Annotated in this window: 17 protein-coding genes; 7 read left to right on the plus strand and 10 right to left on the minus strand. The window is 46.2% G+C overall.

What is annotated here, in order from left to right:
* Positions 1–11 precede the first annotated feature (11 nt).
* From O59_RS03100 to O59_RS03110, 3 genes are read left to right on the plus strand one after another with little or no spacing between them, the layout of a single operon-like run.
* Positions 12–2,339 carry a bifunctional diguanylate cyclase/phosphodiesterase gene (locus O59_RS03100; RefSeq protein ID WP_007639414.1) on the plus strand — a complete coding sequence of 776 codons (2,328 nt, stop codon included), beginning with the start codon at positions 12–14 and terminating at the stop codon, positions 2,337–2,339.
* Between the two features lie 19 nt (positions 2,340–2,358).
* The gene (locus O59_RS03105; protein WP_007639416.1) at positions 2,359–3,255 is read left to right on the plus strand and encodes a DUF3034 family protein; all 897 of its coding nucleotides are present in this window, start codon (positions 2,359–2,361) and stop codon (positions 3,253–3,255) included.
* 2 nt (positions 3,256–3,257) lie between these two features.
* On the plus strand, positions 3,258–3,683 hold the full coding sequence (locus O59_RS03110) for a group 1 truncated hemoglobin (protein ID WP_007639419.1): 426 nt from the start codon (positions 3,258–3,260) through the stop codon (positions 3,681–3,683).
* Between the two features lie 3 nt (positions 3,684–3,686).
* Here the strand turns inward: O59_RS03110 and O59_RS03115 are convergent, their stop codons facing one another.
* On the minus strand, positions 3,687–4,577 hold the full coding sequence (locus O59_RS03115) for a transporter substrate-binding domain-containing protein (protein ID WP_157152440.1): 891 nt from the start codon (positions 4,575–4,577) through the stop codon (positions 3,687–3,689).
* A gap of 141 nt (positions 4,578–4,718) precedes the next feature.
* On the opposite strand from O59_RS03115, the gene O59_RS03120 reads away from it, so the two are divergent.
* Positions 4,719–6,224 carry a tryptophan halogenase family protein gene (locus O59_RS03120; RefSeq protein ID WP_007639423.1) on the plus strand — a complete coding sequence of 502 codons (1,506 nt, stop codon included), beginning with the start codon at positions 4,719–4,721 and terminating at the stop codon, positions 6,222–6,224.
* A gap of 106 nt (positions 6,225–6,330) precedes the next feature.
* On the opposite strand, the gene O59_RS03125 is transcribed toward O59_RS03120, so the two are convergent.
* On the minus strand, positions 6,331–9,300 hold the full coding sequence (locus O59_RS03125; protein WP_007639426.1) for a TonB-dependent receptor: 2,970 nt from the start codon (positions 9,298–9,300) through the stop codon (positions 6,331–6,333).
* A 499-nt stretch (positions 9,301–9,799) separates the two neighbouring features.
* On the opposite strand from O59_RS03125, the gene O59_RS03130 reads away from it, so the two are divergent.
* Complete coding sequence (locus O59_RS03130; protein ID WP_007639429.1) at positions 9,800–10,807, plus strand: GTP-binding protein; 1,008 nt, start codon at positions 9,800–9,802, stop codon at positions 10,805–10,807.
* Positions 10,808–10,974: 167 nt separating this feature from the next.
* Entirely contained in the window at positions 10,975–13,392 is a 2,418-nt protein-coding gene (locus O59_RS03135; protein ID WP_225318511.1) for an acyl-CoA dehydrogenase, read from the plus strand.
* A gap of 69 nt (positions 13,393–13,461) precedes the next feature.
* Here O59_RS03135 and O59_RS03140 read toward each other — a convergent pair whose 3' ends face one another.
* Positions 13,462–14,796: a GGDEF domain-containing protein gene (locus tag O59_RS03140; RefSeq protein WP_007639431.1), complete on the minus strand. Its 1,335-nt coding sequence runs from the start codon at positions 14,794–14,796 to the stop codon at positions 13,462–13,464.
* A gap of 407 nt (positions 14,797–15,203) precedes the next feature.
* Complete coding sequence (locus O59_RS03145) at positions 15,204–16,754, minus strand: hypothetical protein (protein WP_007639432.1); 1,551 nt, start codon at positions 16,752–16,754, stop codon at positions 15,204–15,206.
* Between the two features lie 367 nt (positions 16,755–17,121).
* Between O59_RS03145 and O59_RS03150 the strand changes: the two genes are divergently transcribed.
* Positions 17,122–19,032, plus strand: coding sequence for a nucleoside-diphosphate sugar epimerase/dehydratase (locus tag O59_RS03150; protein ID WP_040391091.1), 1,911 nt, complete (start codon positions 17,122–17,124; stop codon positions 19,030–19,032).
* A 25-nt stretch (positions 19,033–19,057) separates the two neighbouring features.
* On the opposite strand, the gene O59_RS03155 is transcribed toward O59_RS03150, so the two are convergent.
* The 6 genes from O59_RS03155 to O59_RS03180 form a co-directional block, all read right to left on the minus strand.
* Complete coding sequence (locus tag O59_RS03155; protein WP_007639434.1) at positions 19,058–19,606, minus strand: sugar transferase; 549 nt, start codon at positions 19,604–19,606, stop codon at positions 19,058–19,060.
* A 43-nt stretch (positions 19,607–19,649) separates the two neighbouring features.
* Complete coding sequence (locus O59_RS03160; RefSeq protein ID WP_040391092.1) at positions 19,650–20,168, minus strand: hypothetical protein; 519 nt, start codon at positions 20,166–20,168, stop codon at positions 19,650–19,652.
* Between the two features lie 100 nt (positions 20,169–20,268).
* Entirely contained in the window at positions 20,269–21,249 is a 981-nt protein-coding gene (locus O59_RS03165) for an NAD-dependent epimerase/dehydratase family protein (protein WP_007639439.1), read from the minus strand.
* Positions 21,250–21,254: 5 nt separating this feature from the next.
* Positions 21,255–22,373, minus strand: coding sequence for a glycosyltransferase family 4 protein (locus O59_RS03170; protein WP_007639440.1), 1,119 nt, complete (start codon positions 22,371–22,373; stop codon positions 21,255–21,257).
* Between the two features lie 59 nt (positions 22,374–22,432).
* Positions 22,433–23,395, minus strand: a complete 963-nt coding sequence (locus tag O59_RS03175) for a hypothetical protein (RefSeq protein WP_040391093.1) — start codon at positions 23,393–23,395, stop codon at positions 22,433–22,435.
* Between the two features lie 149 nt (positions 23,396–23,544).
* Positions 23,545–24,636 carry a glycosyltransferase gene (locus O59_RS03180; RefSeq protein WP_007639449.1) on the minus strand — a complete coding sequence of 364 codons (1,092 nt, stop codon included), beginning with the start codon at positions 24,634–24,636 and terminating at the stop codon, positions 23,545–23,547.
* Positions 24,637–24,646 lie beyond the last annotated feature (10 nt).

Genomic DNA, 24,646 nt, shown 5'->3' on the forward strand with positions numbered 1-24,646 from the left:
CGGAACCCGGAATGCCAAAGTTTAGTTATCTGCTCAAATTACTAACTTTTTTAATCGGGTTAGTGATTGTGCTGGAAACGATTTCCTACCTCGCGACACGTGTCATCATTAATAAAGCGGTGACACAAAATGCGCGTGTTGAATTACTCGCTGGTGGCGAGTTGTTTACGCGCATCATGCAAAAAAATGTTGAGCAGTTGGCGCTCTCGGTAAAAGTGCTTACGGAAGATTTTGGCTTTAAAGATGCGGTAGCCACTAACGACGAAAAAACCATTGCCTCGGCATTAATGAATCACTCGGCGCGGGTAAAAGCGGATATCGGTGTGATGATTGGTCGCGATGGCAAATTAGTGGCTAGCAGTGAAAGTTTTGCATTGCAGGTGGGCGATGAATTTGCCAACTTGCAAGATCAGGCCCAGCGTCGCGGTCAGGCGTATGACATTATTTTTGTGGATGGTCGCGCCTACCAATTTGTAATGTTTACGGTCAAGGCGCCAGTGGTAATTGGCCTTGCGGGAATGGGTTTTGAAATAAAACAGGATTTCAGCGCAGAACTGCGCAAACTGACCGGTCTGGAAGTGTCGTTTGTCAGTCAGTTAGACGATGGCTTTCATTATCTCAACGGCACGCTTAGCCATGAGCAACCACAGAATTTAATTCGCCAATTAACACAGCGCGAGAAGTTGGGCGATGTATTTATCTATGACGATTTTATTTCCCTGGCGGTGCCGGCGGCGCGTCAAAACCAGCAGTTGATTGCCGTATTACAGGTATCTTTAAGCCAATCCCTCGCGCACTTTTCGCATTTAAATGTGCAGTTGTTTGTGCTGGCGTTGGTGTTTTCTGTGCTTGCCGGTATAGCGGCATTATTTTTAGCGCGCAGCGTCACGCGCCCGGTGACCTTGTTAGCCACAATTGCGCGGCGCATTGCCGGTGGTTTTTATTCCACCCCGATTGCGGTGAAATCCAATGATGAGTTGGGCGATTTGGCACGCGCTTTTATCAGCATGCAAAAAGCGATTGGCGAGCGTGAACAGCAAGTATTGTATCAATCAGAGCATGATCCGCTGACCGGCCTGCCCAACCGGCTGGTGATTTTTCCGCGTTTGGAAGAGGCGATTTCGCGCTCGCGACCGCTGAAACAAGCCGTATTTTTGTTAGTGATAGATATTAAAAATTTCACCCAGATCAACGATGAACTCAGCCAGGAAATTGGCGATGCGGTGTTGCGCGAAGTCGGCCAAAAAATTCACCGGTTGTTAACGCACGGTGAAGTATTGCGGTTTGGTAGCGATGAGTTTTTAGCTATTTTAATGGCGCCCGATAAAGAGACGGTGAATGAGCTGGTTGAATTGATCCATGCCGGGTTTAAAACGCCGCTACAGGTCAGCGGTATTCAAGTCAGTGTGGAAATGAATATCGGTTTGGCGACCTATCCGGCGGATGCCGATTCGGCGGATTCGTTATTGCGTCGCGCTAATCTCGCCTTAAATGAGGGACGCGCGAGTGAGCAGCGCAGCTGTTGGTATCAATCGGGGTGGGATGAAAAACATTTGCGTCGTTTGCATTTGTTTCGTGAATTTGAGTCCTCGTTAAATGCCGGTCATATCAGCCTGTATTACCAGCCGAAAATTAATTTGGATCAGCCCGACAAACTGGGTTCGGAAGCGCTGGTGCGCTGGCACCATCCGGAGATGGGTTTTGTCAGCCCGGATGAATTTATCAGCGTCATAGAAAGTTCCGGGCAAATTACTTTGCTTACGCGCTGGGCGTTAAAAACGGCAGTAACGCATTTGCGTCGTTTATTGGATATGCAAATTAATATCACCTGCTCGGTAAATCTCTCGGCGCTTGACCTGTTAGTGGATGACCTGCCCGCCTATGTCGCCGAGTTGTTGCAGTCACAACGTGTGCCTGCCGAGCATTTGGTATTGGAAATTACCGAGAGCGCCATCATGCGCGAGGCCGATAAATGCCTGAATAATTTGCGCCGTTTGCGCGACCTGGGTTTGACCTTGTCGATTGATGATTTTGGCACTGGTTATTCGTCGCTCTCGCAATTAAAAAAATTGCCGGTTTCGGAATTAAAAATTGATAAATCCTTTATTTTAAATTTGGACACCAGCGCTGATGATCAATTGATTGTGCGCTCCACGATTGATTTAGGGCATACCCTCGGCTTGAGCATTACGGCGGAAGGTGTTGAATCTGAGGCGATTAAAACGTTATTAAAAGATTACGGCTGCGATACCGCTCAAGGCTACTTGTATAGCAAGCCGCTACCAGCGGAAGATTTTATTCAGTGGGTGAATCGGTATCTGGCGGAGCTGCGCGCATGAAAATAAGGGCTATCAAAAAATGACTGTGCAAAAAATATTATTGAGTATTGTGTTATTGCTGCCAGCATTGTTTGCGCAAGCGGTGACCGAAGCTGATTTGGCCGCTGATAAACCCGTTGAGCGCAGTCGCTTATTGGCAACCGGCGGCGCAACAACTATTGAAGGCAGTGCCGGTGGTGGCATAGTGCCTATGGCGGTTATTTCCGGTTACGGCGCGCAGGAAGAGCAGAGTGCTACCGCCTTTGCGAGTTATGTGGATACTGGCGATTATCAATTGGAAGCGATTGGCGGTAGCTGGAGTTGGCGCAATCGTGTGGAGCTATCCATCGCGCAGCAAAAATTGACTCACGATTCATTAACTACCGCGCTGTCCCTGCCGAGTGATTCCATTAGCCAGCGAATTGTTTCTGCCAAGGTGCGGGTAGCGGGCGATTTAATTTACACACCAATGCCGCAACTGAGTATCGGTGTTCAGCATAAAAAGAATTTGGATTTTTTGGTGCCAGCGGCGGTTGGTGCAAAAGACGACTCAGGCACCGATATCAATTTCACTGCCACCAAATTAATTCTGGGTGGATTGTTGCATCGCAATTTATTACTCAATGCCAACTTGCGTTATACCAAGGCCAATCAAACCGGATTGGTGGGTTTTGGCGGCGATAAAAATGATGACTATGAATTGCTGCCGGAGATATCCGCGGGTGTCTTAGTCAATCGCCATTGGTTAGTGGGAGCGGAATATCGCCAGAAGCCCAACAATTTATCCTTCATTAAAGAGGATGACTGGCAGACAGTATTTGTTGGCTGGTTTCCTAACAAACGCGTAGCGCTGGTTGCTGCTTATGTGGACTTGGGTGAAGTGGCCACCTTTAAAGATCAAACCGGTTGGTATTTATCGCTGCAGGGGAGTTTTTAATAATGTTACTGCGCCAGATATTCATCATTTGCATTTTCTTGTTGCTATCCGCCTGCACAAATTCACCCAGAGAGCAGTCGCTTTACGACGCGCTGGGTCAACAGGAGGGCATTGCCAATATCACCCATCAGATGATTTTAAATTTCGCGCAAGATGAGCGGGTAAAACATCGCTTTAAGGGAGTGAATATGCAGAAATTTAAAATCGGATTTACCAATTATGTCTGCGCCCTGGTGCAAGGCCCTTGCGAATACCAGGGTGACTCCATGAAAACCATTCACGCCGGGTATAACTACACCAATACCGAATTTAATGCGATTGTGGATGATTTGATTTTGGCCATGGAGCAATGCGATGTGCCAGTCGCCACGCAAAACAGATTACTCGCTAAACTGGCGCCGACTTATAAAGATATTGTGTATCACTAGGTATTAAAAATTGTTCAGCCACTCATGGTCTGCTTCGGGGTGGTTGTCATTTTTATCGGGGTTTTCTAGCGGAATCAAACGGCGCTTGGATAAATTCAAGCGCGCTAATCGAGCGCCAAAGTAGTGCTGAAATAAATCATCTATTGCGCCTGATTCGGTCAATATTTGTAAGCCGATTTGCAGCCGCTCTGCTAACTCGGGAGCGCTGGGGCTCACATAAAAATATACTGGCAGCGGCATATAGAGCAGCAGATTATTTTCAATCACCAGGTTATTCGCACGTCTACCGTCCAGCAGGTAATTGTCTTCAACTTCAATAATGCTCAACGGCACAAACGCGTAGCGCTGCGCCGCCAACATTTTTAACAGACTGCTCATGTTGAGTGACTCAGTCACATTTAATCCATTATGGGTGTAGACATGCCCCTCCCAGCCGCGCCCAAAGCCCATGCGTAATTGGCGCAGTTCATTTAACGAATGAATTTTGTTAAACCGCGCTTGTTTGTTTTTGTGAATCACCAATACCCTATAGCCCATGGCCCCCTGCAAAATGGGGTGGTCTACCCGCAACAATTTCAAGCGCGGCCCCTGCGCTACCGGAAAGCCAACCAAGCGATCAATATTAACTGCGTCCCCAGCAATTAATAACTCGTGTTTGCGTTCAGACGGGAGCGTCTGTTCGGTAAAATTAATCTGATAGGGACCATGGCTAGCCCGTGTTGTTTCTAACGCGGCGGCAATCAGCGCAAGATAATATTGTTCGCTGACCTGATGGTTATTGCCAATATATTTAACCTGTAATAAGTCGCTATTAGCCTGGGCAAGCGTGGAAAACGCGATCATGCCTATCACGCAAAGGACACGCGTAATCAACACTTGAGCAGAAGCCATCATTTGTCACCACACAGTTTGAGAGAGCATGTCGTAACTATACGACGCTTTACGAAAAATTCCTGCGCGAAATTTATGATAACGGTTACATCTCCCGCTGGTAAGGTTAAGATGAATCCTTCGCAAGTTTGCTAAAGAATTATTATGAAAAATATCGTGATTGTCGGTGGTGGTACCGCTGGCTGGATGAGTGCGTTGGTTATGGCGCGCGAGTGGATTCAGCAGGGCGTCAGTATTCGTGTAATTGAATCTCCCGACATTGGCATTATCGGCGTGGGTGAAGGTTCAACACCTGCACTTAAATTATTTTTTGATCGTTTGAATATCGCTGAAAGTGAGTGGATGCCCGCATGCAACGCCACCTACAAGTGCGGTATTCGCTTTGATGGCTGGTCAACCCACGCTGGTTTTGAATCCTATTTCCATCCTTTTTCGGCGGCCTTGGATCGCCAGACCTTGCCGATGTTTATGCACAACGCGCAAATGCGTTTGCGTGGTGCGGATGTTTACGCTCAACCCGATCGCTTTTTTATTGCTGCGCGTCTGGCACAACAATGCCTTGCACCTGTAGCGCCGGAGCATTTTCCGTTTGACGTGCATTATGGCTATCACTTTGACTCCACATTGCTCGGGCAATTTTTGCGGAAAAAAGCGCTGGCTCTGGGGGTTATTCATGAGTCTGCGCATGTCGTTGCGGTACAGCAACGGGAAAATGGTGATATTGCCAGCGTGCAGTTGGCGGACGAGCGCATTATTGCTGCTGATTTTTTTGTCGACTGCACCGGTTTTTCCAGCTTGTTGCTGCAACAAACCTTGCAGGTTCCCTTTATAAGTTACGCCAATAATTTGTTGAACAATGCGGCTGTGGCTATGCCTTCGGTTATCGGAGAAAAAATTCCATCGCAAACACTGGCGACTGCAATGTCATGCGGTTGGGCCTGGCAAATTCCACTCACCAATCGCTATGGCAATGGTTATGTGTATAGCGCTGATTTTTGCTCGGCAGATCAAGCCGAAACAGAATTGCGTGCGCACTTGGGGTTATTGGATGCTGACGTACCGGTGCGTCATTTGAAAATGAAAGTTGGGCGGGTGAAGCAGCACTGGGCGCACAATTGTTTGGCGGTGGGATTAGCGCAGGGTTTTATCGAACCGTTGGAAGCGACCGCGTTATTTTTGGTGCAGCAGACGGTCGCGATTTTTGCGGAATGTTTTGCGCGTGGGGAATTTACCAATCGGCTACAGGCTGAATTTAATCAACGTATGAATAATCATTTTGATGGCGTGCGCGATTATATTGTTACCCACTACAAAACCAGTTCGCGGCGCGACACTGACTATTGGTGCGCTAACACTGCCAATCAGCAGGATGTATCGCCAGTTATGTTGGAGTTGTACCGCAGCTGGTATGCCGGTAAGGATTTAGCGGCGGAAATTAATCGGCTCCAGCTGGGCAATTATTATCCGGCACCTTCCTGGTACAGCATTTTTACCGGCATGGGAATTGTGCCCAAAGGTGAACAGCTGCGTAGGGCAACTGCGGAGGAGGCGTGTTTCGACATCGCTGCTGTCGATGAATTTTTGCGTCGCTGCAGTTTGAACTTTAACGACCATCGCGCGCTGTTGATGCGCTGGCAATTATCGGGTTGAGGTGCTTTTCGGCCTGATTCTTATACCCATAAAAAAACTCTGCACCAGGCAGAGTTTTTTTATGGGCTTCCGGATTATTTGAACGGGAGGCTGGCTCCCGTTCTACCTAGAACTTGGCGCGGACACCCAGGGTATAACGAGCTTCATACACATTTTGGTTAACGACTACGTCGCTCCATTGCATGTAAGTCTCTTCATACTCTTCGGTGACATTTGTGCCTTGCGCATAGACCGTCAGGTTATCGTTGATGTCATAACTAACCGAAACATCCACGTATGAGGTAGGCGCTTGCCACCAAGCGGCCGGGCTGCCGTCGTTCCAGGCGCGACCAATAAAACGCTCGCTGCGGTAGTTGTAGGCAACACGCGCTTGCCACCGGTCGTATTCGTACCAGAGCACGGCGTTGACCTGATCTTCCGAGTTATCGGCCATCGGCATGGTTGCGCCGTAGAAGTCTTTTTCGCCGCCGGTGCCATCAGTAAAGGTGTAGTTTACCGTTGCACCCAAACCACCCCAGGCGCCAGGCAAGAAATCAAACGCTTGCTGATAGCCCAATTCCATTCCCTTCACCACGCCGCCGTCGGTATTGCCACGGGTAGTCAAATCCATGGTTTCACCCGGTCTGCGGTTGACGCCGTCCGAGTCGGCGACAGTTGGAATTCGAACCGTGGTAGTGGCGATAGAGGTTTCTACATCCACACGGAACATGCCCAGGCTCAGGATGCCGCTCTCGGTGAAATACCACTCGTAGCTCAAATCCAGGTTATCGGCGCGCCATGGCTCCATGTAGGGGTTGCCGTTTTGCGACGCGCTAACCACCTGGAACACACCCAATTCGGGGTTGTTATTGGTGGTATAGGTGCGGCCCAAGCCCAGATCGTTGGCATCCAACTGGGTCATGGTTTTGGAGTAGGCCAAGCGCAACTTGGTGTCTTCGCTGGTATCAAAGGCGATATTGAAACGTGGCAGGAAGTCATTGAATTTGCGTTCAACTACCTCGGTATCGGCGATAGTCGGTGCAACACCATCCAGTGCCGGATACACCACGCCATCCACTGTCACCTTGGTCGTATCGACCGAAGGGATAAATTGGGTGATGTCGAGGCTGGTTTCTACGTACTGCATACCGAAGTTGGCTTGATATGGCAGGCCAGCTTCACCTTCAAATGAACCTTGAATGTAGAAGGTTTGGGTTTGGTCGCCCACTACAAAACTTTGTGAGCCATCTTTTTGTCGCACGTTGCCGGGGTAGAGCGCCTCGTGGAACGCCGCCGTATTTTTCATCGCTTTGGGGTTGATGAAGTAGTAGCTATTGCCATCGCTAGCCGGGCCAAAATCGCTCACCTGATGGATATAGCCCAGCTCTTGCAGCTCGGTGAACTTGAAGGTGCGGGCAATGGTGTCGCCATCTTTCACACCGGCGATACCTGAGTCTTTCCATTTGGAGTAGACAGTGACATCCGCGCCATTGGCATCTTTCACGGTAAAGGGAGCGATCAGATCATATTGGTAGCGTTCGATTTCGCGGTCGGCAAAGCGATAGCCGAAGTCCAGTTTTACCCCGTCCTGGAAGTCGTAAGTACCGTCAACGCGGAACACGTCCAGCGTCGATTCTTCTTCGCGGTTTTGATGCGCGAAAGAGGAGACCAAGCCGTAGCTATTAATATCCTGACCAAAACCGGCGGGGTATTGAATGCTGGGGTGTTTGCCAGAGAAGTCGGCTACTACCGGTACGCGCTCGCCATTAGGGCCGTAACCACCCGGGTTAACCGGCGCTTTTACCCCACCATAGCTGGTTTGCAGACCGGATTGCATGCCGCTGGTCAGCAGTGCATCGGCAAAACTGCCGGTGTGATCGTTAGTCGCATTACCGTGAGCGTAGCGCACCGAGCCGCTCAGCTTGTCGGTCAGTTCTACATTGGCCTGCAGGTTAAAGTTCAGCGATTCGCGCTCATCCATTTGGGTTTCACCTTTGGCGATAACCCGCAAGGCATCCAGATTGGTAATGGATGAGGTGTAGAAATCTTTACCGGTGCCGTTCGCGTCCGCAGCTGGGCCGCGATTGATCAGGGTGGACGGGGCCGGCCTTACCCAATCGTACTGTGCCCAGGAGTTATCGGCGATCAAGCCATTAACATAGTCGCCTTGGTCCATCTTGGTGTAAAAAACATCGGCCAATAATTCAACGCGATCATTTACCTGGAATTGGGCCGTTGCCGAGACACCGGTGCGCTCGCGCTCGGCCATACGGTTGGTAACGCCGTAGTCGATGGTGCCAAAAACCTGGTCGTTGGTATCGCCATCGCCAGTGAGATCGGTAGGAGTACCGTAAGCTGGCCACAGCGGATCTGTGCCTCTAACAGGCTGGGATGACTCGTTATAACCGCGGAACCACCAGTCGCTGTACATACCGTAACGGTAGTTGGCCAGGGTGGCTTCGGAATTGGAAACACTGACCAGGGCGCCAAAGTTGTCACCGTTATTAAAACCGGCAAAACCATTCACTTTATGGCCGGTATCGTCATCGGTGTACTGGCCTTGTGAGGCTTCGGCAGAACCCGCAAAAGTCCAGCCTGAATCCAGGTCAAAGGGGCGACGGGTTTTCAGGTCGATAGTACCGGCAACACCGGCCGCCAGGGTTGAGGCCTGGGCAGATTTAATGACATCCACGCGCGACAGCAGTTCGGCGGGAATATCGGTAAATTCGGGTTGGGCAGTAGTGATAGAACCCGCGCTGAGGAATTGTTCACCATTCAGCAGCGTACTCACTTGTGGCATACCGCGCACGTTCACGGTTGAGCCTTCACCTGCATTGCGGCGAATTTGAATGCCGGGTACGCGCTGTAGTGAGTCGGCGATGGTGGTATCCGGCAGCTTGCCAATGTCTTCGGCGCTGATGGCGTCCACTACCGAGGCAGAATTGCGTTTAACACTGACAGAGTTGGTCAGGGAGGCGCGAATACCGGTGACCACTACTTCTTCCAAGCCTTGGTCTTGTGCGTAGGTACCCGTGGCAAGGCTGGCGGCGATCAGGGTGGAAAGTAACTTCCGGTTAAAACTTGCAGAACTCTTCATGCGTACGTCCTCTAGTTTTTTGATTTGTTATGTCGTCTATTGCTCGTGAGGTTGCTCAAGACCAGGCGCTCGGTCGGGTGAGGCTTGTATATGAATTGCCGTCCCATGCTCGAGAAGGCGGAATCCTATTTGTAATCGTTTACATTTTCAAATGATTTGTGCGTAAAAAAAATTATAAAAAAGCGGGTCTTTTGATAGATAAAAATATTGGCTTCTAACGTTTTTTATTTATCTATATGAAAAATAACAACTTGTTAGTTTTATTTGAGGGCGGCTTTGGGCTTAATAGTTAAAACTATGACCTATGTCATCCATACAAAAATTTGCAACCGATTACATTAAGTTACATTTTTACACAGTATTGATAAAAAATAGTCATGGTCTTGGGGGGAGTATTTATCGCGCTCTGTTTCAGTGGGGAGGGATTATCACTAGACTGGCGGCCGCGCAGCCTGCCTGCATCAACCCTGTTTGGCATTTAACGTGTTAAGGATGTTTCATGATTCCAACCAATATCATCACCGGCTTTTTAGGGGTGGGTAAAACCACGGCGATTAAACACTTGCTTGCGACTAAACCGGCGGGCGAGGTTTGGTCGGTGCTGGTGAACGAGTTTGGTGAAATCGGTATCGATGGCGCGCTGCTCAAAGAGAGTAACGCCCATGTGCGTGAGGTGCCGGGCGGTTGCATTTGCTGTGTGGCGGGGCTGCCGATGAAAATGGCGCTGAACATGCTTATTGCCCGCACCAAACCCGACCGCATTTTGATTGAGCCCACCGGCCTTGGTCACCCGGAAGAAATCATCAATACCCTGACCGGCGAATATTACGACACAGTGCTGGATTTGCGCGCGACCCTGACTCTCGTTGATCCGCGCAAGTTGAGTGACGAGCGCTATACCGGCAATGCGACATTTAACGATCAAATCGCCGTGGCCGATGTGCTGGTTGCCAACAAGATCGACCAGTGTTCGCCGCTGGATCGCGCCAATTTCGACGATCTTGTCGCCAGTTTTACACCGCCTAAACAAGCGTCGTTTGCGGTGGAGCAGGGGGCTCTACAATTGCCCTGGCTGGATTATCCGCGCCAGGCTCACACACTGACTCACCCCGGTTTACACGCGGCAGCCAAACCCAACCGCCTCAGTCCCCAGCGTGAGCTTTACAATGCGGCAATTAAGTTGCCGGAAGGTAAGGAGTATCTGCGCCGCGAAAATAGCGGGCAGGGGTTTTACTCCTGTGGCTGGATGTTCCAACCCGCAATCGTGTTTGACTTCAATCAACTCTTCGGCTGGATGACCGGGTTGGCGCTGGTGCGCGCCAAAGCGGTGATGAATACTGATCAGGGTGTCTACATGTTTAATGCCGAGCAGGGTGTACTGAGTGTGAAACCACTGGACGCGGACGCTGAGCTGGATCTGCTCGATAGTCGTATTGAGTTAATAGATGATCGATTGCTCGCGGTAGATGAGTTGGAGCAACAGCTGTTGGGTGCACGCCGGTTGTAAATTGTGCCAGCCCGCAAGCAAGGCAAGGTTTTGGGTGTTGCAATGGAAATATCACCGACTTAACGGTATTGGGCTAAGGTTAGTGGTAGGGTTTGCGCCGCAAAACCATGATTAGAATAAATCAGCAATAAAAACCAACACAGATAGACGGATCAGAGGTCAATAAAATGATGTTACTGCTTTCTTTACTCGCGATATGGATATTGGTCGCCGTGCTGACTTACCGTCAGGTGGCTTTGGCTGCTGCGTCATCGATTGTGATTATCGCCTGGCTGGTGCTCGGTGCTATCACCCCGGCTATGCTCTCCCCTTGGTTAGTGGTGCCCTTGGCATTGATTCTGGTTGTGCTCAATGTAGGTTCCGTGCGCCGCGCATTGCTCACCAAACCGGTGTTTGCCATGCTCAAAAAATCCATGCCGCCCATTAGCGCCACTGAGCGCGATGCCCTGGAAGCGGGTACTACCTGGTGGGAAAAGCAGCTGTTTAGCGGCCGTCCCGATTGGAATGAGTTTGCCGAAATCAGCCTGCCGCAGCTCACCGCCGAAGAGCAGTCCTTTATTGATAACGAGGTCAGTGAACTCTGTGCTTTGTTGGACGAATGGAAGATCCAGAATGACCTTAAAGACCTGCCGCCAGAGGCATGGCAGTTCCTCAAAGACAAAAATTTCTTTGGGTTGATTATCCCCAAAGAGTACGGCGGGCGCGATTTTAGCCCCTACGCACAAAGCCGCATTATGAGCAAAATCGCCAGCCGTTCCGGCACGGCGGCGGTTACGGCGATGGTTCCCAACTCCCTCGGCCCAGGTGAGTTGCTGGTCAAATACGGCACCGAAGAGCAGCGCCAGCGCTGGTTGCCCGGTTTGGCGAACGGTACCGAGATTCCCTGTTTTGGCCTGACTGGCCCCGAAGCGGGCTCCGATGCGGGCTCAATTCCCGATACCGGTATTGTCTGCAAGGGTATGTTTGAAGGGCAGGAAGTCATCGGCCTGAAGCTCACCTTTAGCAAGCGCTGGATCACCCTCGCCCCGGTGGCAACGGTAGTGGGTTTGGCCTTTAAAGTGTACGACCCTGAAGGTTTGTTGGGGGATGCCAGCAAAACTGACTACGGTATTACCTGTGCATTGATCCCCGCCAACCACCCCGGTGTAGAGATTGGCAAGCGCCACAACCCCGGCTCACCCTTTATGAATGGCCCCATTTACGGGACGGATGTATTTATCCCCGTGGATTGGATTATCGGCGGTGCCGCCATGGCCGGTAAGGGTTGGCGCATGTTGATTGAATGTCTCGGCGCTGGTCGCGGGGTTTCGCTACCGGCACTGTCTACCGCCAGCGGTGAAATGAACTACCGCATGGTCGGCGCCTATGCGCGTATTCGTCGCCAGTTCAATACCGAAGTCGGCAAGTTTGAAGGGGTGCAAGAAGCTACTGCCGAAATCGCGGCGACCGGTTATACCCTGGAGGCGATGCGCCAGTTCGTTACCAAGGGCTTGGAAACCGGCGCACCATCGGTAATGACCGCCATGGCTAAATATCACGCCACTGAACTGATGCGTAAATCGGTCGAGCACTCGATGGATGTGGTGGGTGGCCGCGCCATTCAAAAAGGCCCGCGCAATTTTTTAGTCGCTTCTTACCACTCGGTACCGGTGGCGATTACTGTTGAGGGTGCCAATATTCTTACCCGCTCGCTGATGATCTTTGGTCAGGGCGCTATGCGTTGCCATCCTTTCCTGTTTGAAGAGATGCAAGCCATGCAGTTGGAAAACGGCAGCGAGGGCCTGAAAAAGTTCGATAAGTTGTTTACTTCGCACCTTGGCCATATCGCCAACAACATGCTACGCACCAAATTGCTGGGCATAGTGGGCGGCCGGTTCAGCAGCCTGCCCGCCAATGCCGATGATTTCAGCAAGCGCTGGTATCAGCGCATTAATTTGTTGAGTGCGGCCTTAGCGTCCATGTCGGATATTGCCCTCGGGGTTCTGGGTGGCAATCTCAAGCGCCGCGAGTTGCTATCAGCGCGCTTGGGTGATGTGCACAGCCAGTTGTTTATCGCCTGTGCGATTTTGAAATTCCACTCTGCTCATGCACGCACCCGCGCAGAAGATGCGCACGCAGAGTACGCCTTAACCCGGGCACTTTATATTGCACAGGAGGCGCTGCGTGACTTTGCCGATAATTTCCCGGTGAAATTCCTCGCCAAAGTGATCAGTTTTGTCGCTATGCCGTTTGGCAGTATTGTGAAGAAACCCAATGATCATCTGATTCGCGAACTGGGAGATTTAATCATGGAGGAGAATCCGGTGCGCACCATGCTCGGCCAGTACCTCTATGTCAGTCACGACCCGGAGGATGCATTTGGTCGCGTGGAGGGTACCTATCAAATGCTTTTGTCACTTGGTCCTGTGTGGCAGTCATTCCTCAAGGCGAAAAATACCGGCAAGATCAGTGGCTCTTCTATTGAAGAGCTGGCCAAAGATGCGGCTGCTAAAAACATCATTCAACCGCAAGATGTGGCGCGAGTGGTGGATTATGATGCGCGCCGTTTCGATTGCCTGATTACTGACTCCTTCGACAAGCTCTAGGACAAATGGTATTGGCAAGCATTAAAAAACCCGCTACGGCGGGTTTTTTAATGGGCGGGTACTGCAAACTCAGTGGTCATCAAGGCGATCGCTTGCCATCACTGAACAGTTGCGCCCTTGGGCTTTGGCTTGATAGAGCGCTATATCGGCGCGCTTGAAGGTGTCATTAAACTCTTCTCCCGGCAAGCGGTCGCTCACCCCAAAACTGGCAGTTACCGCGAGTGGGTTGTCCGGTTCAAATAGGGTTCCATCAATTGACAGGCGGATTTTCTCCGCCATGGCGATAGCAAATTCCTTGCGTTTATTGGGTAGCAGCACAATAAATTCTTCACCGCCCCAGCGCCCAAGATAATCCTTGCGGCCGATGGCCTTGGCGATAATGGTGGCCACCGCTTGTAAAACCCGGTCGCCAGTGTCGTGGCCGCGCCGATCATTGATGCGCTTGAAGTGATCTATATCGATCAGGATCAAGGCAAAATCCGGATTCGTGCCGGCACCGCTTTCGCGTTCATTCAGCGCGATCATAGTGCTGACAATCTGGTCAATACCAAAGCGATTGTAGGCTTGGGTCAGTGGGTCGACGGTAGACAAACGGCGGAACTTGTCGGTCTCGCGGCGTAGTTCAGTAGTGTATTGATTAAGGGTATTGATCACCTGTACATCGTGGCGTGACTGCTCGCGCAGGCGGATTAAATGGATGATGGCGTAGCTAAAAATACCCAGCAGCCAAGCAGTGAGAATCGCTAAATACCAGGTCTCCGCACTCACCCATTCACCCACAAATTCAATTTTCTCGATGATCATGTCGTAGTTACCCGGTTCCATACTCTCGGTGTAATCAATACCCAGGGTAGTAATATTGCTGCGCTCGGGTTGTGCATGGATGCGGGGAATGTTGAGTTGATCCAACCACCAGTCGGCCACCTTGAACTCACTCAGTTCAATACGCGTCTCACCTTGCAGGTCGCCGACAGGGATATTGACGGAGATAAACTTGCCGCTGTTGGCATCCTCCGGTGTGGAATAGGCGGGGTTGAAATTGCGCATTGCAAAGCGAATTTTGCGCGATTTGCCGATCACCCTCAGTTTGACATTCAGGTATGAGTAGCCTGATAAATCGGTTCCCCGCAGCCCGTCATTGGTCAGCAGTAAGTTGAAGCTGCAAGGGAAATAGGGAGTGGTGTTATCGCGGGGAGGCGTACAGCGCCAGTGAAGCTTGCGTTCATCCACCCAAAATGCCGCTGGGGATCCATCCTCGCCTGGGCCGGCATGAAAAAAATAACTGGGGGTGTTGCTAGGTAAGAGGGTCAGGCGTTTTTGCGGTAGGTATTGCTGTAATAACAGCGCGATAAGCGTGGCGGCTATGGCGAGCAGCAATATGGAATTGAAACGCTTGTCATTCATGGATTGGTATAATCATCTAGAGTAGTGAATTACCTTGCCTATTGGCGCTGCTTTTGTTTTTATCGCCGCTCTAAGGTTAGCAGTATTGGCGCGGTTGGTCGTTCTATATGTGTGCAATAGGACAATTGATTATTGGATAAAAGGAATAGTTTCGCTACTAATAGCTTTGACTAAGTGTATTTTGAGAAGCTCGAAAGTGTTGAGTAAAGCCTAGGAAGTCCAGTTAGGTTAGAAATACTGTCATAGTGATTGGTGTGCAGCTGTTATTATTTTTTGGCATTCGATATTTCAAATGTTTCGTGCAGAAGAATTCATAAAGTCACACTGAAATGGTAGGGCGTATAAATTAATAGGCACGCTTCAGAACTAACAATTATCCAAAGCGTGCATATGTGATTGGCGAATTATTACAGATTAGTTTGCTGTAGGCTTTTTGCCTTCAATGCATTGCGCATCATACAGGTTGGGATCACTACTACGCTTGTCAAAAACATCAAGGCAATCCAGGTTATTAGTAGTTCTTTTATACTAATAGATGCTTTGTTTTCCAATACAGAATTAGAAACAGGTACAAACAATTCGTCTTTGATTCCCACTAGCTCTGTACGCATTTGGGAGGCAATTCGCTCTGAAACATCAAAATACTCAGTCAGTTGATTTAGAATTCCAGGTAGGCGTGCTTTTGCCTGCGCAAGCGCTTCAATTGCGCCTGGATTTGCATTGGTAGGATGTTTGATTGCCGCTAGTAACTGTTCGGTCTCAGCAATAGTGCTTTTAACCGTGCTGATTTGTCTGGTTAGGCTTAACCACCTTTGGTTGAGTTGTTGGTTGTACTTTTCACGCTCCAGATCACCGGAAAGACTGGCCAGCTTGTCAAGTATGTCACTGTTAAGCTGGGGAGCTAGCATCTGGTTATTGGTATTTCCATCAGCGCCTAAACCAGCACTGGTGTTAGGTTGGCGATAGGAGTCTCGCACCGATGACGCTTCATACTCAAGGCCTTTGAGTTTGATATTTAAGCGGTTCAGTTTGTCGGTGTAATAATACTTAGACAGTTCTGGAAAGTTGCTTAAACCCTGTATGCGAATAGAGGCTAAAACACTGGCAATATCATAGTTGCTCAAGTCATCCAGAGCGTTATTAAGATCATTTAAGCGCATACCAGTTTTGGGGTCGGCGATGGTTTGAGAGCCCTCAAACTGGCTCAGCTCGTTAATATTGCCCCTTAGTAGATTAATTTTATCGGTCAATATATCCCCGGCAATCAGCAGCTCTTCTTCTTTGATAAGTGCCAGATTCAATGATTTAGCTGTTGTTAAATGGGCTTGTATTTCAAGAACACCCTTCTCTTTAATTGCTTTTTCTGCCCAAAGAGCAGGTAGGTCGGCTAGAACTTTTTCAGCGACATCCCTCGGTACCACGTGCTTATCTAGGCGCCAGCTAATAAGTACTTCACCTGCGGTTACTTGTGCAATCTCTTCATTCATTTGTTTTTGCAGATCGGCGATATTCTCTGCGGTGAGTCGTTTGTCGCTAAGGCGACGATTGTAGCGTTCAATAATCAACGGGTAGCTAGGCGAGTAGGGCGTAGCACTTAATCCACCCTGAAAATCAGAGACCTTTAGTCCATAAGAGCTTAAGTTGTTGCGCTCAAATACTTGCTGTGCTATCGCAGGAGCAATTATATCGCTGTGTACAAATTTTGCACCGCTGGGGAATTTTTGTAAGTGCACATTAGGAAATGTTAAACGAATGGGCTTGCTGTAAGCGATTTCTGGTGTTGTCGCTAGTGTTTGTATTGCTTTCACAGTACCAAATATGCAAGACACAACTATTAAAGCAACAAGCCAGACTTTCCAGGTTTTTAGCAATGCGCGCAACAAACCAAGAAGGTCTATTTCATCATCTTTATCATAGGTGCTATTTGGGATTATTGGCGCTGGGTTGTTCTGTGACAAGATGAGCTCCTTAAAGGGCTGGATTAGGGGGAAAGTTGCTATATTGCTAATCCTTTGCAAATTACGCGGTAGCGCTAGTCCAAGATCGATTTAATGACGGCATATTACCACTAAAATAGTATTTCAAAACTTTTCAGCTTGTCGGTATAGTTCGCCACTTTTCTGGGGTCCCATTGGGATGCAAAACAATATTGAGTCGCAGATTCCCACGGTGAAACAGCTGACTACTTTGGTGTTGGTGCATATATTTACAGTTGCTTCCAGATTGTTAAGTTAAGCTTCCAGAAAGCCTTTCTTCTACTATAAATGTTCGGTTTATTCAAAGAATTCAGCGCCAGTATGGACACCGCATTAAGCCAGGAACTATATGATTCACGCATTATTTAACGCCCCGCGAATAGTTAAACGCTTCCTATCTGTCAGTTTTGATGCTCTAGCCATGGCTGCAGCCTATTATTTGGCCAGCTGTATGCGGCTAGGTACATTAGTACCGCCAATTCAGAGCAGGGAGGTGTTTACTATAAGCATCACCATTGCTATTAGTCTGTTTATATTTATTCGGCTGGGAATGTATAGAGCTGTATTACGCTATATGTCGGCACAGGCAATGATCACAATAGGTATTTGCGCCTGCGTTTCTGGTTTGGTACTGGCAATTGTTAGCTTTTACGTGAACTCCTATGTGCCGCGTTCTGTTCCCTTTATTTATTCCCTATTGCTTTTTATTACTATTGGTACGCCCAGGCTGCTGGTGCGCAGCATTGTCCAGATGCTCAATCACCGGGTTGTAGACAGAACGACATCTGTATTGATCTATGGTGCTGGGCATACCGGTCACCAATTAGCTGTAGCCTTACAGGCAACTCCTTATAAGGTGGTAGGTTTTATAGATGACAACCCCTTATTGCATCGCACAACAGTAGCAGGCATTAAAGTTTACGGCGCTCATTCACTGCCGCAATTGTTGCAAAATAAAAATGCAGAAAAAGTCTTATTGGCGTTGGGCAGTGCAAGCCATGCCGCGCGCGCCACAGTATTAAAGAAGTTGGAACCTTTGGCCATTGAGGTGCAAACGGTTCCAGCCGTTGCCGATATTCTCAGTGGTAAAACCAAAATTGAACAAATTAAAGATGTAGATATTGAAGACCTGTTAGGGCGTGACCCCGTTAAACCAAACCCCAAACTTATGCATGCTTGCATAGAAAATAAAATTGTTATGGTAACGGGAGCCGGTGGTTCAATTGGTTCTGAATTGTGCCGGCAAATTGTTAAGCAGCGCCCTAAAACTCTTATTTTATTTGAGCTTAATGAATACGCACTCTATAGCATAGAGCAGGAATTACGCAGTGAAATATGTGGTCAGGAAATAGAGTTAGTGCCTTTGTTGGGCTCAGTGCAAAACAGAGAGCGCCTTGAGTCTGTAATGAGCATCTTTGCTGTACAAACCGTTTACCACGCCGCTGCTTATAAGCACGTTCCTTTGGTTGAACACAATATTGTTGAAGGTGTACGCAATAATATATTTGGTACGTGGTACTGCGCAGAGGCCGCTATTGCTGCCAAGGTTGAATCTTTTGTGCTTATCTCAACAGATAAAGCCGTGCGCCCAACCAATATTATGGGTGCGACCAAGCGTATGGCAGAGCTTGTATTACAGGCACTGGCGCAGCGCCAAAAAACAACCCGCTTCACTATGGTTCGCTTTGGTAACGTGCTGGGCTCGTCGGGGTCTGTTGTTCCTTTGTTTCGCAAACAGATCAAAGCAGGCGGCCCTGTAACCGTTACTCACCCGGATATTATTCGTTATTTTATGACGATTCCCGAAGCCGCAGAGTTGGTAATTCAAGCCGGTTCAATGGGATTGGGTGGTGATGTATTTGTTCTGGATATGGGGGACCCGGTAAAAATTGTCGACCTTGCGCGCCGTATGATTCATTTGTCTGGCTTGGAAATTAAAGATGAAGCGCATCTAGATGGTGATATTGCAATTGAATACACTGGCTTGCGCCCTGGTGAAAAACTGTATGAAGAGTTATTGATTGGCGATAATGTGAGCGGTACCGAGCATTCAAGAATTATGTCTGCGCAAGAAGTGTGTTTGAGTTGGCCAGAAGCAGAGTCTCTTATTTTATCGCTTGCAACAGCTTGTGACAGTTATAAGTGTGATGATGTAAAAAGCATTTTACTGGCTGCACCTGCAGGATACCGCTCAACTGAATCATTAGATGATTCAGTTTGGGTAAGAAAAGACAAGGGTAGTAAATTGAGAGTTGTTTGATAGTGTAACTCTCAATATGAGCTATTTACTTGATCGCGTCTCCGCGACCACCTCCTAATACAGTTAAATAAATATATTTAAAATAGTTTATTGTGTTGAGTGAATCCAACATTTTTTTATCAGTCTTGGCTAAATAGTCTGGTGTCGACATGTCAATATTCTTGACTTGCGCAAGGCCGGTTATGCCGGGTCTTACATTGAATACTGCCAGTGCCTCGCGTGCAGATATTAGTTCCGTTTGGTTAAATAGGCATGGTCTTGGTCCAACCAAGCTCATGTCTCCAATCAGAACATTCCATAATTGAGGTAATTCATCCAGCTTTGTTTTGCGTAAAAACTTTCCTAGGGATGTGATTGAAGCCGCTGGAGCTAAATGGCTGGCAATATCTTTTGTGTCAATTGCCATCGTTCGGAACTTAATCAGGACAAAGGGCTTTTTATTTTTCCCTACTCGCTGCTGAAAGAAAAGTGGTGAGCCAGTATCAAACATACCAACAATAAAAATAATAATAAAAATAGGCATGCCTATTAGTATTCCAAAAAAAGAAAAAAGAAAATCAAAAACTCTTACCATAAATTATCAATCCTAATTGGGTTTTATACTGCAGGGTCAACTGCTACCAAAGTGCCGCATTTTTTGTCCAAAAACCATAAGCAAAACAATCTCTTTTAGGGTCCACCAAAATAGGATAAATGTTTTTAATATGCGCACAATTATCTACATTGTGAGCAATTAGTTTGTAACTAATGCCATTAGACACATATATATATTGCTTAGTTCCGTCTGCTAACATCCTAGGATCTCTAGGCAATTGATTGATATATTTTGGAACAATTTCGGGAACCCAATCTTCCCGACTTTCGCCATAAATACTAAAAATCCCATCCCATTTGGTTCCTCCATGCGAACTTTTCGGGTAACTCCAGTGATCTCTTTTATAGCGTTCTAGGGCATAAACGATCATTAATAGATCGTTTATTTCTACGCTTATATTCGCATTAATTTCAGAAACGGGGTGTTGAGCCACAGTTGGTATTATTTCTAAGGATTCTGGCTTCTTTAAGTAACCCTTACGTTCTATTATGAATAATAATAATAATAATACCAATGGTAACCATATTCGAATTTTAATCATTTTTTATTCCAGAGCAGGTAGTATCGCCTGCCTTTAAATAAATAGCCAAAATAGTTAAGGGTGTATAGGCAGTTATTACTCATTAGGTTGGTATCGAATGTCAAATATTGCTTGGTAGTGACTTATTGTATTCGGATGCAGCTCTGATTAGGCCGTCAATAGTATTAGTCGGAGGAGTCCACTGCAGTAGTTGCTTTGCTCTTGTGGAGTCGATTTCTAAAGAACAACAAAGTTGTTCATAGGTGTTAAGCTTTCTTCCCAGTGTGCATATTGTTTTTATCCAAAATATGGGAATAGGAAGTAAAAGAGGCTTTATACCCATTCCTAAAGCTAGCACTTTGACAAGTTCAGGTGTGGATATATTTTGGTCATCAGCTATTAGAAAAATTTGATTTGATGCTAAGGGGTTGTTGGCGCAGCAAACTATGAAACTTGCCAAATTCGAGCAGCTAATAAAGGTTTTTTTATTATTCACCAAACCTAAAGGTAACGGAATACCTGTGTGGATGAGGCGTAATAGGCTTGCAAAATTACCAGGCGCATCAAAGCCATAAACTAGTGGTGGGCGTATTATTACATAATCCATAGATGTATTAGTACACAGCCTTGTAATTTCTATTTCTGCTTCGCGCTTTGAAATTGCGTATTCAGAAAAAGGCAATACGGGAGAAAAGTCGTTAAATGGATTTGACTTTGTAGATGCTCCCAGCACTCCTACAGAGCTCAAAAATATAAATCTCTTGGCACCTTTTTTTATTGCGGCTTCAGCTAGGCGTTGTGTGCAAATCGTATTGATTTTTCTAAAGTGCTCTAACTTTTTCCTTCGGTCGGTCAGCTTATTGTGAGCAAGACCTGCGGTATGAATGATGCAATCAATTTCTTCCGGAAAACTCTCTATCCACGTAATGTCATCTATGTCATTTATTATAATCTCATGTACATCTGCGTCGGTGAATGTTGGCTTTCTAACTACGGCAAATATTTTATAATTTTCCCCGTTTTTAAGAAGCTCATAAACTAAGTGTCTTCCAATGAAGCCACTTGCGCCGGTTATTATCATATTTTTTTTTTGAGTTGGCATAAAATCTATACCTTTCTAGAGTGTATTTTATTAAGCGCTAGTTCATAAATGGCAGCAGTTGAGCAGGTCATTTTTTCAATGGTAAATAATTCCAAGTAGAGATCTCGGCCACAAAGCCCCATATTCTTTCGTAGATTAGAATCACAAAGTAATATAGTTAGTTTTTCTCTAAGGTCGATAATGTTTTTATCTTTAACGATGAAGCCAGTTTTACCGTCAATTACTGACTCGGATATCCCTCCCGTATCAGTTGCAATTACGGGTAACGATGCTCTCATCGCCTCTATTATACTAATGGGAAAACCTTCTGAGTGACTCGTTAAAACGAAAATATCTGAGTCTCTAAGTATTTCCGCAATATTCTCGCGTCTTCCTAGAAATTCAACACGATCTGTAAGTCCCAATCGTCTAACATCATCTTTGATTTTTTCTATTTGAGGTCCATCACCGACAAGTTGTAGAATCCAGTCAAATTTTTTTAACTCACTTAATGCCTCGATTAAAGATTTATGATCTTTGGGCCAGTCGAAACGAGCAATCATCACTATTTTCGGGGAAATATTTCTATGGTGTGCAATGAGAGATTTATCAATATCGGGTGCTCCATTATAAATCATCGACAACTTTTTTTTATTAGATATCCCACTAGTGATAGCATAGAGCTTATCGTTTTCGCATACAGTAATAATCTGATATGACGCTATCGATAAAATCTTTTCTATGCAAATATAAATCAATTTCGTTAATGAAGTGGCGCATTTAATGAATGACCATCCATGTACGGTGAAAATACATTGTTTGTGTATTAGAAGGCAGGAAAGGCGAGCTACTAATCCCGCTTTAAATGAGTGTGCCGTAACAATATCTGGATTTACTTCTCGTAGTAAATGTATTAATTCTGATATGGCTCTTATGTCCGATATAATATTGATGGGGCGAACTAAGTGTTTTAATGAGAAATATTTAATTCCTGACTGCGATAATTTTTCAAAAAAAATCCCATTACCTCCTGCTGCAATTGTAACATTATGGCCCATACTGTTAAGACCGACGCATAAATCCTTTAGATGTATTTGAGCCCCACCTATTTCATCTGATCGAGTAATTACATGTACTATTTTCATAAAAGCTCATTTTTGTATTTGAATGGAATGTTCGCCCTGCCGGGGGACTACTAATACAATTAAAAAACCTTAACTCTAAGCCTGACGATCGCAAAAGCCAGTAAAAGAAAAAGAAAAATATGGCTGCCTAAGATTTCCTCAAACATACCGATCAAAAGAAATGGAATAATAAACGCAACAATTCTAATGTTTTTAAAAAGCCTGAAGAAGTTCTTCATAAAAAATATTAACAGTAGAAATATTATAATATAAAATTGAAAGAGGCCGAATTTTAATATAAAGGCTAGATAGGAATTGTGAACCCCATATGGCAAAAAAGCATCAATTTGGATAGGGTGATGACCAAACCAATTTAAGTTTTGTATGGCTACCTCCCAAACATGCATTCTTCCATTGGTAATGTCTCCAGCGCCTGATGTACTACTGTTTTTCAGTGTCAGATCATTCATGTAATCTGAGGTTAAATAATAGAAGGAAAGCGCTGAAATCAATCCAATGATAGCGTAGTAAAAAAAATATTTTTTATTCAGGTAGTGCGATGAATAAAGTAACGATATTGCGAAAACAATTACAAAAGATACTCTTGATTGGTGGTATATGGAAATATACAAAGAGCTGAAGCTGATAATTATCCAAGCCCAAAAATTAATTCTTTTTATCAGGTGAGAGTATGAGGAAAGCAATAAGACTGCAACAGCGAGAATACCGATGGCATTTGGATTTATTGCGCTCAAAATACCTAGCTGTAACAATAGTAGAATAAACAAGCTTGTTATAAGCGTGAGGCTAATTAAAAAGCTATTGACGTATAGTTCGTCTTTTTGTAGTGATTGCGTATAAAAAAATAAAAGCCAAAATGACCCTAATGCAATTGTAGAATCAAAATCTACCTCATAGGTGATATGCGCATACGCAATATAAAATATTATACTTATAGATGCAAATGTAAATAGTGCGATATTGCTGGGCGTTTTTGAAAAGCTTTTAGAATTTAAAATGAACCCTAATAGTGCGAAAATCATAGAGGAGGATACGAGTGGGGTTCTAAGAAATCGAATATCTTCGATAAAATATGAAAAAGACCCTATAAAAAAAAGACAAAAAAAGATAGAAAATAAACTACACCTTAATTTATGTAATAACATATTTTTAATTTTCAATTAAATAAAATTTAAATTATCTGGCCTGAATAAGCTTGCAGGTATTTTTTGAGTGTTATCTTGTGGGAGTAATTGTTGATTATTCTAAGTCTTGCGGATTTGCCCAGTGATGAATATTCTGTTTCGCTAATATTAAAACAATCAAGTATTGCTTCGGCGAGTAAGGTGGGGTTTCGAGACTGAACGAGTCGTCCAGTATCTCCCAAGATCTCTTTTGTGCCACCACAATCCGTCGCTACGACTAAGCGCTCACATGCCATTGCTTCGGCGACAACTAAACCGAAGCCTTCCCATGCTGATGAAAGCACAAATATATCGGCAGCTGACATCAATGAGGCGATGTCATATCTAACGCCCAAAAAACACACATGGCTATCTATGTTAAGCTTTGTAGCTAGGCTTTTGAGTTCGGTATTTAGTGGTCCATCGCCAGCAATGAACACCTTAAAATCCGCACGTTGATTTTTGATTAATGCAACCGAGTGAAGCAAGTTTGGGTAGTCTTTTGCAGTATCTAGTCGACCGACGGCCAAAATCATAAGTTTACAATTTAAAGCTAAGTCTGAGCGGATTTGTTGTCTCGCCAACAAATTAAAAAAAAACTTATCAGTATCTATACCATTTGGTGTACATATCATGCGCCCTTCTTTAACTGCGCCTTGAGCAATAAATGCTCTCACTGCATCATTGCTTACATTTGTCGAAATATCAGCTAATGAATCTGTTAGCCTGTAGGCCAACATTCTCGCTGGGCCGCCTTCATTGTTACTGTGTGCCGAGCAAATTAGTCGGGGAATATGAATACTGATTCTTAAAAGCCGAGACATAATATTGGCGTGTACCATATGGCTGTGCACTACGTCCGGCTTAAAATCACGAACAAGTCTTCTTAACTTGAGGTAGGCTATGAAAAAATCTTTGGGCCCTGTCATCCCGATGGAGATAATTTCAGTGCCGGTATTTGCGGGTAATACTAAAGCTTTGCCCGTTAGATAGGCGATCATCACTTTATGGCCTAGTTTTGTTAGTTCATCGGCTAAATTTATTGTTACTTGTTCTGCGCCGCCCATGCCAAGACCAGTGATTATCATCATTACTTTCATTTTTCATCTC

Origin of the sequence: Cellvibrio sp. BR, assembly GCF_000263355.1 — a bacterium.
Classification (GTDB): Bacteria; Pseudomonadota; Gammaproteobacteria; order Pseudomonadales; family Cellvibrionaceae; genus Cellvibrio.

Bases quoted from the DNA above. Each gene is read 5' to 3' on its own strand.
- O59_RS03100 (WP_007639414.1), top strand. From the start codon at position 12: ATGCCAAAGTTTAGTTATCTGCTCAAATTACTAACTTTTTTAATCGGG.
- O59_RS03105 (WP_007639416.1), top strand. From the start codon at position 2,359: ATGACTGTGCAAAAAATATTATTGAGTATTGTGTTATTGCTGCCAGCA.
- O59_RS03110 (WP_007639419.1), top strand. From the start codon at position 3,258: ATGTTACTGCGCCAGATATTCATCATTTGCATTTTCTTGTTGCTATCC.
- O59_RS03115 (WP_157152440.1), bottom strand. From the start codon at position 4,577: ATGATGGCTTCTGCTCAAGTGTTGATTACGCGTGTCCTTTGCGTGATA.
- O59_RS03120 (WP_007639423.1), top strand. From the start codon at position 4,719: ATGAAAAATATCGTGATTGTCGGTGGTGGTACCGCTGGCTGGATGAGT.
- O59_RS03125 (WP_007639426.1), bottom strand. From the start codon at position 9,300: ATGAAGAGTTCTGCAAGTTTTAACCGGAAGTTACTTTCCACCCTGATC.
- O59_RS03130 (WP_007639429.1), top strand. From the start codon at position 9,800: ATGATTCCAACCAATATCATCACCGGCTTTTTAGGGGTGGGTAAAACC.
- O59_RS03135 (WP_225318511.1), top strand. From the start codon at position 10,975: ATGATGTTACTGCTTTCTTTACTCGCGATATGGATATTGGTCGCCGTG.
- O59_RS03140 (WP_007639431.1), bottom strand. From the start codon at position 14,796: ATGAATGACAAGCGTTTCAATTCCATATTGCTGCTCGCCATAGCCGCC.
- O59_RS03150 (WP_040391091.1), top strand. From the start codon at position 17,122: ATGATTCACGCATTATTTAACGCCCCGCGAATAGTTAAACGCTTCCTA.
- O59_RS03155 (WP_007639434.1), bottom strand. From the start codon at position 19,606: ATGGTAAGAGTTTTTGATTTTCTTTTTTCTTTTTTTGGAATACTAATA.
- O59_RS03160 (WP_040391092.1), bottom strand. From the start codon at position 20,168: ATGATTAAAATTCGAATATGGTTACCATTGGTATTATTATTATTATTA.
- O59_RS03165 (WP_007639439.1), bottom strand. From the start codon at position 21,249: ATGCCAACTCAAAAAAAAAATATGATAATAACCGGCGCAAGTGGCTTC.
- O59_RS03170 (WP_007639440.1), bottom strand. From the start codon at position 22,373: ATGAAAATAGTACATGTAATTACTCGATCAGATGAAATAGGTGGGGCT.
- O59_RS03175 (WP_040391093.1), bottom strand. From the start codon at position 23,395: ATGATTTTCGCACTATTAGGGTTCATTTTAAATTCTAAAAGCTTTTCA.
- O59_RS03180 (WP_007639449.1), bottom strand. From the start codon at position 24,636: ATGAAAGTAATGATGATAATCACTGGTCTTGGCATGGGCGGCGCAGAA.